The sequence below is a fragment of the Microbacterium sp. SORGH_AS_0428 genome, from assembly GCF_031453615.1.
In the GTDB taxonomy this organism is placed as follows: domain Bacteria; phylum Actinomycetota; class Actinomycetes; order Actinomycetales; family Microbacteriaceae; genus Microbacterium.
In genome coordinates, this window is record NZ_JAVIZT010000001.1 from 3,219,777 (window position 1) to 3,232,445 (window position 12,669).

Here is a 12,669-nt window from a genome sequence, read left to right on the forward strand (position 1 = left end):
CGATGCGCGGCGTCGCACGCGAGGCAGGGGCCGTCGCCGGGCGTGACCAGCGGCCCCACGTGTACCCGGTCACCCGCGAGGATGACCGGCAGATGCGGCCGCTCGTCCCGCAGATGTCCGCGATAGCGACCGGGGTCGGCGACGAACGACTCCAGCATGATCACCGTGCAGCGCTCGTCGGGATCGGTCACGAGCTCGACCGAGGTGTCGAGCAGCCGGATCACGGCGACGGCGACGGCGCCGTCGACGGCGTCGGAGACCTCGAAGCCCACGCGCGTGCGGGGAGCGTCCGAGCACAGGACGGGCGCGAGCTGCTCCAGCATGTCTGCCACGGCCGCTCGGTCCGCCCCGAGCGAGGCGGCCAGGGTCATCGCGTCGTTGGCGCTCACACCGGTGCGCAGCGCATGCACGAGCCATTCGTGCCACGGCTCCGCCTCGGCGATCACGGCGCGCGCCTGGTCTCCGAACTGCAGCGTGCGCTCGTCGCGCCAGACCGGTGGATAGGCGGGATCGAGTCGGAGCATGCCCCGATTCTGTTCCCGTCGGCACCGACGCCGCGGTTGTCCACACCGCCGCAACCGGCCGCTGGCCGGCTGGGGAGGAGAGATCAGACGGGACGGGGGCCCTCGGGCCCCTCACCGCCCTCCTCTTCGGCGAGCAACTGCTCGAGGGCCTCGTCCATCGCGTCCCGCTCCGGAGCCTCGCCCCGCGCACGTGCGGAGAGTCGCTCGATCAGCGCGGTCGGGTCGTCGATGTCGGCCGCGCCGGGGAGCAGGTCCGGATAGTCCCAGAGGGCGTCGCGACCTGCGACACCGACCGCGTCGGTGACCTGTCGCCACATCGCCGCGGCTTCCCGCATCCGCCGTGGACGCAACTCGAGGCCGACCAGCGAGCCCAGCGCCTTCTCGGCGGGACCGCCGACGGCGCGCCGTCGGCGGACGACCTCCGCGATGCGGTCGGCGCTGGGCAGCCGATGGGTCGCGTCTGCCGTCACGATGTCGACCCAGCCCTCGATGAGCGCGAGGAGGGTTTCGAGGCGTGTGAGGGCGAGATCCTGCTGCTCGGTGCGCTCGGGAAGCAGCGCACCGCTCTCGAGAGCCTGGCGCAGCTCCTCGGGCTGGCTGGGATCGAACCGCTCCGCGAGCTCTTCGAGCCGGCTCGTGTCGACATGGATGCCGCGGGCGAACTCGGTCACCTGGGCGATGACGTCCAGTCGCAGCCAGCGGGCATGGCGGAAGAGGCGGGCGTGGGCGAGCTCCCGCGTCGCCACGTACAGCGCGAGCTGGTCTTCGGGGATCTCCAGACCCTGGCCGAAGTCGGCGAAGTTCTGCGGCAGGATCGCCGCGGCGCCGGCGGGCATGACGGGAAGCCCCACGTCGCCGCCGCTGACGACCTCCATGGACAGTCGCCCGACGACCTGGCCCAGCTGTGTCGCGAACAGCGAGCCGCCGATCGAGCGCATCATGCGCCCCGCGCCCTGGAGCATGGCCTGCATCTCCTCGGGAGCCTGCTCGGACAGCGTCGCCGTGAGGGCGTCGGCGATGCTCGTGGCGACGGGCTCGGCGAGCTCGCGCCAGACCGGCATCGTCGCCTCCACCCAGGCGCCGCGGGTGAGGGCGCGCGGCGCCTCGGAGAGCTCGGAGATGGTGGTGGCCTCACCCAGCCACAGGGTGGCGAGCGAGAACGCCTGGTCGAGGTCGCTGCGGGATACTGCGGCCACGCCGAGATCGCTCTGGTTCGCGATGTGCAGAGCCTGACGCTCGGCCGCATCCCACGCGATCGAGCCGTCCGAGCTCGTGAAGGCGCGCTGCATCTGGCCCATCATCTGCTGCATCATCGCCGGGTCGACGCCCATCTGCTGGAGCTGTCGCAGCTGCTCCGGGTCGAGACCGTCGGCTCCGAACAGCTGGCGCAGCAGCTCCTGGAACTGGTCTTCGGGGCTCCGGTCGTCCTCGTCTGCCACGTCAGGCGCCTTTCAGCCGGGGGATAACGTCCCGTTCTACGCTAGTCGCAGGGATACATCGCACAGCCGGGCGAACACGACTTCGCCGTACGCCGGCCGCGAACGGCCGACGAAAGAGGCACAGTGACATTGTTCGAGACCCCGGGCGCGCTCGCGCCCGAGCCGCCGCGGCGACGCATGCCGCGGGGCGTGGTGGCCGGTATCTGGGCGCTGATCGTGGCGCTGCTGGCGCTGCTGGCGATGTCGTTCCTGCCCAGCCCGTACGTGATCGAGCGCCCCGGGCCCGTCTACAACACCCTCGGCGAGGTCACCGACGCCGACGGCAAGGACGTGCCGTTGATCGCCATCGACGGCGCCGAGACATACCCCACCGACGGATCGTTGGACCTGTTGACCGTGCAGGTCATCGGCTCTCCGGAGCAGCGGCTGTCTTGGCTGGATGCGGCCGTCGCCTGGTTCGATCCCACGAAGGCCGTCGTCCCCATGGAGCAGATCTTCCCGACGGGACAGACGAGCGAGCAGCGGTCGGAGCAGAACACCGCGATGATGGTGGACTCGCAGGCGGATGCCACCGCGGCCGCCCTCACGCATCTCCGCTACGACGTGAACCCGCAGCTGCAGGTCACCGCCGTCGCTGACGGGTCACCCGCGAACGGTCAGCTCCAGGCGGGGGACCGCGTCCTTCAGGCGAACGGCACGGCTGTCACGACCGCCGAGGGCCTGCGCCGCATCATCAACGACGGTGCGGGCGCCCCCATCCAGATCCTCGTCGACCGCGGCGGTGCGCAGCAGAGCGTCACGGTCACCCCGCAGGAGGGGACGGGCGACGCCGCGGGCGTGTGGCAGATCGGCATCACCCTCACCGTCTCCTACACCTTCCCCTTCGACGTCCAGGTGCAGCTCAACAACGTCGGGGGACCGTCGGCCGGCATGATGTTCGCGCTCGGGATGATCGATCAGCTCACCCCGGGCGAGCTCAACGGAGGCGCGCAGGTCGCCGGCACCGGCACCATCAGCGCCGACGGCGACGTGGGACCCATCGGCGGCATCCGGCAGAAGCTCTGGGGCGCGCACGACGCGGGTGCCCAGTACTTCCTCGCGCCCGGAAGCAACTGCGACGAGGTCGTCGGCCATGTTCCCGACGGGCTCCGGGTCTTCTCGGTGTCGACGCTCGACGACGCCGTGGACGTGCTGGGCGCGATCTCGTCCGGCGCCGATCTGGATGCGCTTCCCACCTGCAGCTGACCGATCGCCGTGCATAGGGGGCTCACGGCGACCGTCGGCGTACGCCCCTCGTAGGATGAAGGGGTGACTTCGACCGCAGCGCCGACGCCCGTCCCTGTCAATAGATCCCGGCGGGTGATCGCGATCTCGCTTGCCGTCATCGCGGCACTCGCGGTGGCGTTCTTCCTCTTCGCGAGCCTCTACGCCGACTGGCTCTGGTACGACCAGCTCGGCTACTCGTCGGTTCTGGCGACGCAGTGGCTCTGGCGTGCGGCGATGTTCGTCGTCGGCTTCCTCGGGATGGCCATCCCGATCTGGATCACGATCCAGCTCGCCTACCGCCTCCGCCCGGTCTACGTGCGTCTGAGCTCCCAGCTCGACCGCTACCAGGAGGTCGTCGAGCCGCTGCGTCGTCTCGCGATGTGGGGGATCCCGGTCTTCTTCGGCTTCTTCGCGGGCTTCGCGACCTCGGCGCAGTGGGAGACCGCGGCGCTCTGGCTGGGCGGCGTGCACACGGACACTGCCGACCCGCAGTTCGGCATGGACACCGGCTTCTACCTGTTCGCGCTGCCCTTCTACCAGGGGGCTGTCGGTTTCGCCTCGGCCGTCGTGCTGGTGGCGCTGCTGGTCACCGCGCTCGTGTCCTACCTCTACGGCTCGGTGCGCATCGGCCAGCGTGAACTGCGCATCTCCAAGCCCGCCCGCATCCAGCTCGCGATCATCGCCGGTCTCTACCTGCTGCTGCAGGGCGTGAGTCTGTTCCTCGACCGCTTCGGCACCCTGACGCAGGCCGGCGACCGCATCACCGGCGCGAGCTACACGACCGTGAACGCGACGATCCCGGGCCTCACGATCCTCTCGATCGTCGCCGCCTTCGTCGCCGTGCTCTTCTTCGTCACGGCCGTCATCGGACGCTGGCGCTACCCGTTGATCGCGACCGCGCTGCTGGTGGTCACCTCCCTGGTGGTGGGTGTGGCCTACCCGTGGATCCTCAACACGGTCCAGGTGCGCCCCAACCAGCGCACCCTCGAGATGCCGTATTTCGAGCGCAACCTCGACGCGACCAAGACCGCGTTCAACATCGAGGGACTCGAGACGACGTCGTACGACGCGAAGACCGACGCCGAGCCCGGGCAGCTGCGCTCGGACGCCGACACGACCGCATCCATCCGCATCATGGACCCCGCCATCATCCAGCCGACGGTGCGCCAGCTGCAGCAGTACCGCCCGTACTACCGCTTCGAGGACCCGCTGGATGTCGACCGGTACAAGATCGACGGTCAGACGCAGGACACCGTGGTCTCGGTCCGCGAGGTGAACACCGCGGGCCTCGGCGACGCCGGCTCGTGGCAGAACTCCACGCTCGTCTACACCCACGGCTACGGGCTCGTCGTCGCCAAGGGCAACGAGCGCACGACCGACGGTGACCCCGTCTTCATCGAGGGCAGCATCCCCGCATCCGGGTTCCTGACCGACGAGAAGTACGAGCCGCGCATCTACTTCGGCGAGAACTCGCCCGCGTACTCCATCGTGGGCGCGCCCGACGGCACGACGCCGATCGAGTTGGACTACCCGTCGGCGAGCGACGGCGGCAACGACACCCGCACGACCTTCGACGGCGACGGCGGCCCGTCCATCGGCAACATGTTCAACCGCCTCATCTACGCGCTGAAGTTCCAGTCGGAGCAGATCGTCTTCTCCGACTCGATCAACGAGAAGTCGCAGATCCTGTACGACCGTGACCCCGCCGTGCGCGTGCAGAAGGCGGCGCCGTACCTGACGCTCGACTCGGACCCGTATCCGAGCGTGGTGGACGGTCGCGTGGTGTGGATCGTCGACGGGTACACGACGAGCGATCAGTACCCCTACTCGACGGCGACGAGCATGTCGCAAGCGATCGAGGACGCGAACAACCCGACGCCGCGCGTCGCGCTCGACAACGTCAACTACATCCGCAACTCGGTGAAGGCGACCGTGGACGCCTACGACGGCAAGGTCACCCTCTACGCCTGGGACGACACCGATCCGCTGCTGCAGGCATGGCAGAACGTCTTCCCGACCACGATCAAGCCGGTCTCGGACATGTCCGCCGACCTCATGAGCCACGTGCGCTACCCGACGGACCTGTTCAAGGTGCAGCGCGCGATGCTCGGCGAGTACCACGTCGACACGGCGCAGTCGCTCTACGAGCGCGACAACGCCTGGTCGACGCCGGCCGACCCGCAGAACGCCGACGTCAACCAGCCGCCGTACTACCTGAGCATGAAGATGCCGGGTCAGGATGAGCCGAGCTACTCGATGTTCACGAGCTTCATCCCACAGTCGACGGGCACGGAGTCGCGCAACGTCCTCATGGGATATCTCTCGGTCGACTCGGATGCCGGCAGCCAAGCGGGCGTGAAGAGCGCCGACTACGGCAAGCTGAGGCTTCTGGAGATCACCGCGGGAGCCACCATCCCCGGTCCCGGCCAGGTGCAGAACACCTTCAACTCGGACCCCGGGATCTCGGCGCAGATCAACATCCTGAAGCAGGGCCAGTCGAACGTCATCAACGGCAACCTGCTGACCCTGCCCGTCGGCGGCGGACTGCTGTACGTGCAGCCGGTGTTCGTGCAGGCCTCCAGCGGTACGCAGCTGCCGCAGCTGCAGAAGGTGCTCGTCGCATTCGGTACCGAGGTCGCGTTCGAGGACACCCTGAACGAGGCACTCAACGCGCTGTTCGGCGGCGACTCCGGCGCCAACGCCGGCGATCAGGACGTGGCACCCGACCCGGGTGCGACTCCCTCGCCCGAGCAGACCGGCGGAAGCGACGGCTCGTCCGGCGGCGGGACCGGAAGCCCCGACTACCAGGCCGCGCTGCAGGACGCCCGCCAGGCGCTGCTCGACCGCGACGCCGCCCTCAAGGCCGGCGACTGGACCAAGTACGGCGAGGCGGACAGCCGCCTCACCGCCGCGGTCGACAAGCTGATCCAGCTCGGCGGCTGAGCCGCATCCGCATCCCCTCGCGCCGGCCCCGCATTCCGCGGGGCTGGCGCGCTCGCTTCACCACCCCGCGAGACTGCATCTTCGCGACGAGATCACGGTATTTACCCGTGATCTCGTGCGCGGGATGCAGTCTCGCGGGTCAGGGGAGGGGTGAGGGGGCCCGCGTCAGGCGGTGAGGAGGGCGTACCAGATGAGCAACAGGGTCGTCCCGAAACCGCCCAGCTGATTGAGCCACAGGAACCGCCCCCACCCGACCGTGGCGCGCTCGCACGTCTCATCGGTGATCGAGCGGTAGGGCCACAGCGCGAGCAGGTACGGGATGACGAGCAGGCCGCCGAGCGGTCCCGGCCACGCCGACGCGAGCATCACAAGGCCCGCCGCGACGTAGCACCCGAGCGCGAACCACACGGTCCACCGTGCGCCGCGCACGGTCGCGATCGAGGAGATGCCGGCCTCGCGGTCCGCGGTGACGTCCTGTACGGCACCGAACGCGTGGGAGGCGACGCCCCACAGCGCGAAGGCGACGAGAACGGCGATCAGCCCCGGAGTGAACGTCGCGCCCGCGAGCACGAGCCCGTACACCGCGGGCGAGAAGAAGTGGATGCTGCTCGTCATCGAATCGGCGAACGGCACCTCTTTGAGGCGCAGCGGCGGGGCCGAGTAGAACACCACGAAGAACAGGCTGACCGCGAGCACGACCCAGGATGCGGGCGAGCCGACGGCGACGAGGTAGACGACGAACGGCAGGCACGACAGGGCCGCCGCCCACAGCGTGATCCGGTGCATCCGCCGGTCGAGGACAGCTCCGTGCGCGCCGCCCTTGCGCGGATTGCGCAGGTCGGACTCGTAGTCGAAGACGTCGTTCACGCCGTACATCGCGAGGTTGTACGGAACGAGGAAGAACAGCGTGCCGACGATGAGCGTCAGATCCACCGTGCGCGTGGTCATCACCACGGTCGCCGCGAACGGGAACGCCGTGTTGATCCAGCTCACGGGGCGCGACGAGACGAACAGCGTGCGGAGCACGCCGGCGGAGCGGAGGTCTGTCATTCGGTCTTCCGAGTCGAAAGCAGCGACAGCACGGCGGGAACGCCGAACGCTGCGCACAGCGGATAGGAGAAGTCCTCGATCGGGGCGAGTCCGATCCGGATGCCGCTGAGATGCTCCGCGGGGTAGGTGAACAGATCGAGGGCGATCATCACGTTATCGAAGACCGCTGTCAACGCGAACAGCACGACGGCGGCGACGATGCTGGCCCGCATCCGTCGAGCGAAACCGGGGCGGCGGGCACTGATCGCGGTCACCACGGCGGTGACCAGGACGAAGGGCGCGACGATCAGCGGGTAGGTCATGCCGCGTCCTGCCGGCGCCCGGTGACCCGCAGGATTGCGGCGTGCACGACGAGCGCGAGGTAGCACAGGAACGCGAGGAACACCGGCTCCTCGAGCGGGAGGTGCGGCGCGAGGTCGATCCCGACCAGCAGCGGGCTGCCACCTTTGACGAACACGCCCGTGACGATGCCGACGGCGTCCCAGAGCAGGAAGAAGGCGGTGCCGATGGCGACGGCTGCCGCGGTCAGCCCCGGACGTGCCCACAGCGCCAGCCGGAACCGAGCGTCGAGGGCGCCCACCCCGGCGATGCTGATGAGCAGCGCCAGCAGGTAGAGACCCGGCATCACACCGCCTCGGCCGCCGGCTCGGGGATGGGGCCCGCCGAGCGGTCGCCGCGCATCCGCTTCACCACGAGTTCGGCCGAGATGAGACACATCGGAAGCCCGATGCCCGGCAGCACGGACGCGCCGGAGTAGTACAGCCCGTCCACCTTGGCGGAGGCGTTGCGGGGGCGGAACAGCGCACTCTGCAGGAGCGGATGTGCGAGACCGAGCGCGTTGCCGCGCCAGGCGTGCAGGTCGGCCTCGAAGTCGCCGGGTGCGATCGTGCGGCGCACGACGATGCGATCACGCAGGTCGGGCACGTCGCACCATGCGGCGATCTGATCGATGGCCGCATCCGCCGCGCGTTCGATCACGACATCACCGGCCCCGTCGACGCCGCCGTGGCCGAGACCGGGGTCCGCCGGGATCGGCACCAGGACGAACAGGTTCTCGTGGCCCTCCGGCGCGACGGAGGGGTCGGTCGCGCTGGGCCGGCAGACGTACAGCGAAGCCGGATCCGGGATGCGGGTGGTCTCGCCGAAGATCGCGGCGAAGTTCGTGCGCCAGTCCTCGGTGAACAGCAGCGTGTGGTGCGTGAGCTCGGGAAGCTCACCCTTCACGCCGAGCAGCACGAGCAGCGCGCCGTAGCTCGGCGTCTTCGAACGCCACCAGGACTCCGGGTAGGTGCGGTAGCGCTCCGGGACGAGGCGGGTCTCGGTGTGGTGCAGATCGGCACTGGAGACCACGGCGTCGGCGTCGAAGCGGCGACCGTCGGCGGTCACCACGCCGCGCGCGACACCGTCGGAGACGAGGATGCGCTCGACGCTCGCACCGGTCTCGATCACGACGCCGCGCTCAGTGGCGAGGCGTGCGATGGCGTCGATCAAGGCGGTGAAGCCGCCCTGCGGGTAGCGCCACCCGATCGTCGAGATCCAGGTGGCTCATGAGGTGGTACAGGCTCGGCAGCTGGTAGGGCGAACCGCCCAGGAAGACACCGGCATAGCCCAGGATCTGGCGGAGCCGCGTATCGGTGAACCGCTTGTCGATCTTCGACTGCAGCGGCTGGGTGAGCAGCCGTGTCAGGTGTCCCAGCCGGCGCAGGATCGCGGGGTCGGTCAGGTTGCCGAGCGACTCGTACGTGTCGTAGAGGAAGCGGTCGACCGCGAGGTCGTACGCCTCGCCGGCCGAGTCCAGGTACGCGGCCAGGCGCGCGCCGGCTCCAGGCTCGATCGATTCGAACAGCGCGGTCGCCTCCTCGCGACCCGAAACGACGTCGACGGGAGCCTCGTCCAGGTGCGATTCGGCGTAGACGCGGTAGGCGGGGACGAGGTCGACGAGATCGAGCTGCTCCGCCGTCGTCGTGCCGAGCAGGCGGAAGAAGTGGTCGAACACCTCCGGCATGAGATACCAGCTGGGGCCGGTGTCGAAGCGGAAACCGTCGCTCTCCCACGAGCCTGCCCGACCGCCCACTGCGTCGCGCCCCTCGAGCAGGGTGACCTCATGCCCGTCCGTGGCGAGCAGCGCGGCCGTGGCGAGCCCGGCGATCCCGCCTCCGATGACGACGGTACGACTCATGAGCGTTCCTTCAGAGGTGCGGCGCCCAACCAGGCGCGGGCGGCGAGAACAGCCTTCTGCGATGTGGGCACGCGCACGCGGCCCTCGGCACTCGTGCCGCGCAGGCGCGCGGAGAGTGCGGCGAACAGATCGTGGGCGGCGGTGACGGCTCTGCGGCAGTCCGGGGGCAGGAGGGGGATGGTGGCGGCCGCCGTGGCGAGGTCGGCGTCGATCCGGTCGAGCACGTCGTCCCTCGTGCGCTCGACGCCGTCGACGGCGAGGTAATCGCGTCCGAGAGCGCCCGCATCGTGCTCCAGGTCGCGAAGGAAGTTGACGTCCTGGAAGGCGCGTCCGAGAGCGCGCGCCCCGGCGACGAGGTCGGCCGGGGGAGAGGAGGGGGAACGGCGTCCGGCGTTCTCGAAGACGGCGAGGCACATCAACCCCACCACCTCCGCCGATCCGTAGACGTAGGTGTCGTGCGAGACGTCGTCGTGCTCGCGCACGCCCAGATCCGTGCGCATCGACGCGAAGAACGGGGCCGTCAGATCCTCGCCGATCCCGCACTCGCGGGCCGTCAGGGCGAACGCGTGCACGACGAGGTTTGCGCTGAAGCCCCGCTCGACGGCCGCGCGGGTCTCCTGCTCGAACGCGTCGAGGACCTGTTCCTGCTGCGCCCGGTCCAGCCCGGCTTCTCCGGCCGGCCCGTCCACGATCTCGTCGGCGACGCGAACGAGCGCGTAGACGTTGCGGATGTGGGGGCGGGTGCGCGGGCTGAGAAGCCCGGTCGCGAGGGCGAACGAGGTGGAGTACGCGCGGATGACGGATGCGGCGGCGGCCACTGCCGTCCGGTCGTAGAGGGACAGCCCGCTCGGCTGGTCGCGTGCGCTCACGGCATCCTCTCCGCGATGCGGGTCGCGAGCTCGTCGACGAGCCCGGACGCGGCGGGCGAGAGAGTGGCTGCGTCGGTTCGAGCGGAGCGGAGCGTCTCGTCGATGAGGACGGCGAGACGCTCGCGGGCGCCGGTCGCCTTCAGCGCCCGCTGTGCGGCCAGCACCGCCACCGGACCCGTGTGCGCGACTGCGAGGGCCTCCGCGACCGCGTCACGGCCCGCTCCCTGCTGTGCGAGGACGACGAGGGGGGTGCGTTTGGCCTCACGAAGGTCGCTGCCCGCATCCCGGCCCGCCTGGTCGGCCGTGCCGAAGGCGCCGATCAGATCGTCGACGAGCTGGAAGGCGAGTCCCAGCGCGCCGCCGGCCCGGCGGAGCGCCTCGAGCTCGGGCTCGCTCGCGCCGGCGAGCAGCGCACCGGCACGCAGCGGCGCGTCGAAGGAGTAGACCGCGGTCTTGTCGTGTGCCGTGGTGAGCACGGCGGCCGCCTCCGCAGCGTGCAGTCCGAGCGAGTTCTCGACGTCGGCGAGCTCGCCCGCGGCCGAGACCGACACGGCGTCGTCGAAGAGTGCCACGAGTGCGGTCCGCGTCGCCGCGGGGACATCGACGAGCGCGAGGATGCGGGTGGCTTCGTACAGCAGCAGGTCGCCGCCGAGGATCGCCGCTGCGTCGCCGAGATCGTCGGCGCCGGAGGCGGACGCACCGGCGGCGGTGGCTCGCGTGCGGAACTCGCCGGAGATGTTCAGGACGCCGCGGCGCTGGACGTCGTGGTCGATCACGTCATCGTGCACGACGAAGGCCGCGTGCAGCAGCTCGAAGGCCGCAGCGACCTCGTAGACGGCAGGCAGCGCCTCGTCCGCTCCGTCGAATGCCAGGTACGCGCCCACGACGTTGGCCGGGCGGAATCGCTTGCCGCCGGTGGCCGCGCGCGTCACGGCGGCGGTCAGCGCGGCGTAGGCCTCCGCGCCGTCGGTGGCGCGGCGACGGATGCGGGCGAGAGCCGCATCGACCGCCGCGTCGATCCCCGCGCGGTTGTCCGCGCTCAACCAGGAGATCATCGGGCCCTCGCCTGTATCCGCCGCTGGGCGACGAACAGATCGAGCTGACGGGCCTGCAGCACGAGCCAGGGGCTGAACGCCCACTCCGCGGCATCCAGAGCCCCCACCAGGTCGGCGGGGTGCACCCACTGCGTCTCGAGCACTTCGAGAGGGTTCGGCTGCGGCAGATTCTCGGCGCGTGCGATGTACACGGGGCAGATCTCGTTCTCGACGATCCCGCTCGCGTCGGTGGCGCGGTATCGGAAGAGGGGGAGGGCGAGTTCGATGTCGCTCAGACGCAGCCCGAGTTCGGAGTCCGCGTGTCGTTTGACGGCGTTCAGGACGGGCTCGGCCGGTCGAGGATGTCCGCAGAACGAGTTGGTCCACACCCCGGGCCAGGTGCGCTTGTGCAGGGCACGGCGGGTGACGAGCACGCGGCCTTCGTCATCCAGAACGTGACAGGAGAACGCGAGATGCAGCGCAGTGTCTGTACCGTGGACACTGCTCTTGGGCGCCGTCCCGATCTGGTTGCCCTCATCATCCACAAGAATGACCTGTTCGATCTCGTCCATGCGCCCTTCCATTTTGCTAGCTTTACTAGCTAACTGAGTTCGATCGAGCATACATACGGCCTGAGGGGGTGTCCACATGGCGAATCCCGCTGACTCCGACGATATGTCGCGTGATAAGGATCGCGCAGTATGGCGCGTCCTGTCGGCCGTGCGCGCCTTCAGTGACGCCATGGATCGCATGTACAGCGGAATGAAGGGCGACATGGACATGAACGCCACCGATCTCGCCGCCCTGCGCATGCTGATCATCCGCGAGCAGCGGGGGCAGGATGTCAGTCCGCACGACATCGCCCGCCATCTGCGGATCTCCACCGCCTCCACGACCAAGCTCGTCGACCGTTTGGCGGAGTCCGGTCACGTCGTGCGTAAGCCGCATCCGGTCGATCGTCGGGCGCGGCTGATCTCGTTGACGGACAAGTCCCGCACCGACTTCACGCACCACTTCCGCGACAGCATCGACGCGATGCGGGACGTCGCGTTCGACTACTCGCCGACGGATCTGGCGGTGATCGCCGACTTCCTCGAGCGGATGTCGGTCGGCATCGACCCGGACGCGTGAGGCAGCACAAGCGGGTCTGATCGGGACTTTCCCGGCAAAGCAGAAGGCCCGGATCCGAGGATCCGGGCCTTCTTTTTGTTGCGGGGACAGGATTTGAACCTGCGACCTCTGGGTTATGAGCCCAGCGAGCTACCGAACTGCTCCACCCCGCGGCACAAGAGATAACACTAGCACGCGTTCGGGCGATGCGCGAATCGAGGCGGTTGCCGTCGCCCGTCGGCGCCGCGAGGATGG

Annotated in this window: 10 protein-coding genes, 1 tRNA gene and 1 pseudogene; 3 read left to right on the forward strand and 9 right to left on the reverse strand. The window is 69.5% G+C overall.

Annotated features, from left to right (window positions below):
- Positions 1 to 607: 607 nt before the first annotated feature.
- Positions 608 to 1,963, reverse strand: a complete 1,356-nt coding sequence (locus tag QE374_RS15700; protein WP_309736404.1) for a zinc-dependent metalloprotease — start codon at positions 1,961 to 1,963, stop codon at positions 608 to 610.
- A 123-nt stretch (positions 1,964 to 2,086) separates the two neighbouring features.
- Between QE374_RS15700 and QE374_RS15705 the strand changes: the two genes are divergently transcribed.
- Both QE374_RS15705 and QE374_RS15710 read left to right on the forward strand, forming a co-directional pair.
- Positions 2,087 to 3,208: a S16 family serine protease gene (locus QE374_RS15705; protein ID WP_309736407.1), complete on the forward strand. Its 1,122-nt coding sequence runs from the start codon at positions 2,087 to 2,089 to the stop codon at positions 3,206 to 3,208.
- A gap of 63 nt (positions 3,209 to 3,271) precedes the next feature.
- The gene (locus QE374_RS15710; RefSeq protein ID WP_309736409.1) at positions 3,272 to 6,172 is read left to right on the forward strand and encodes a UPF0182 family protein; all 2,901 of its coding nucleotides are present in this window, start codon (positions 3,272 to 3,274) and stop codon (positions 6,170 to 6,172) included.
- Between the two features lie 165 nt (positions 6,173 to 6,337).
- Here QE374_RS15710 and QE374_RS15715 read toward each other — a convergent pair whose 3' ends face one another.
- The 7 genes and pseudogenes from QE374_RS15715 to idi all read right to left on the reverse strand — a co-directional run bounded on the left by QE374_RS15715 (position 6,338) and on the right by idi (position 11,876).
- A complete protein-coding gene (locus QE374_RS15715; RefSeq protein ID WP_309736411.1) occupies positions 6,338 to 7,222 on the reverse strand; it encodes a prenyltransferase in 885 nt (294 codons plus the stop codon).
- The gene (locus tag QE374_RS15720) at positions 7,219 to 7,524 is read right to left on the reverse strand and encodes a lycopene cyclase domain-containing protein (protein WP_309736413.1); all 306 of its coding nucleotides are present in this window, start codon (positions 7,522 to 7,524) and stop codon (positions 7,219 to 7,221) included. The genes QE374_RS15715 and QE374_RS15720 overlap by 4 nt, the downstream gene beginning before the upstream one ends.
- Positions 7,521 to 7,847: a lycopene cyclase domain-containing protein gene (locus QE374_RS15725; protein WP_309736415.1), complete on the reverse strand. Its 327-nt coding sequence runs from the start codon at positions 7,845 to 7,847 to the stop codon at positions 7,521 to 7,523. The genes QE374_RS15720 and QE374_RS15725 overlap by 4 nt, the downstream gene beginning before the upstream one ends.
- A pseudogene (crtI, locus tag QE374_RS15730) lies at positions 7,847 to 9,401 on the reverse strand (phytoene desaturase family protein). The gene QE374_RS15725 and the pseudogene crtI overlap by 1 nt, the downstream one beginning before the upstream one ends.
- The gene (locus QE374_RS15735; protein ID WP_309736417.1) at positions 9,398 to 10,270 is read right to left on the reverse strand and encodes a squalene/phytoene synthase family protein; all 873 of its coding nucleotides are present in this window, start codon (positions 10,268 to 10,270) and stop codon (positions 9,398 to 9,400) included. Before QE374_RS15735 ends, crtI begins: the two are co-directional and overlap by 4 nt.
- On the reverse strand, positions 10,267 to 11,325 hold the full coding sequence (locus QE374_RS15740) for a polyprenyl synthetase family protein (RefSeq protein ID WP_309736419.1): 1,059 nt from the start codon (positions 11,323 to 11,325) through the stop codon (positions 10,267 to 10,269). Before QE374_RS15740 ends, QE374_RS15735 begins: the two co-directional genes overlap by 4 nt.
- Positions 11,322 to 11,876, reverse strand: a complete 555-nt coding sequence (gene idi / locus QE374_RS15745) for an isopentenyl-diphosphate Delta-isomerase (RefSeq protein ID WP_309736421.1) — start codon at positions 11,874 to 11,876, stop codon at positions 11,322 to 11,324. The genes QE374_RS15740 and idi overlap by 4 nt, the downstream gene beginning before the upstream one ends.
- Positions 11,877 to 12,045: 169 nt before the next feature.
- Here idi and QE374_RS15750 point away from each other — a divergent pair, with 169 nt between their 5' ends.
- Positions 12,046 to 12,435, forward strand: coding sequence for a MarR family transcriptional regulator (locus QE374_RS15750; protein ID WP_309736423.1), 390 nt, complete (start codon positions 12,046 to 12,048; stop codon positions 12,433 to 12,435).
- Positions 12,436 to 12,513: 78 nt separating this feature from the next.
- On the opposite strand, the gene QE374_RS15755 is transcribed toward QE374_RS15750, so the two are convergent.
- Positions 12,514 to 12,587: transfer RNA gene (locus tag QE374_RS15755), tRNA-Met, on the reverse strand.
- Positions 12,588 to 12,669 lie beyond the last annotated feature (82 nt).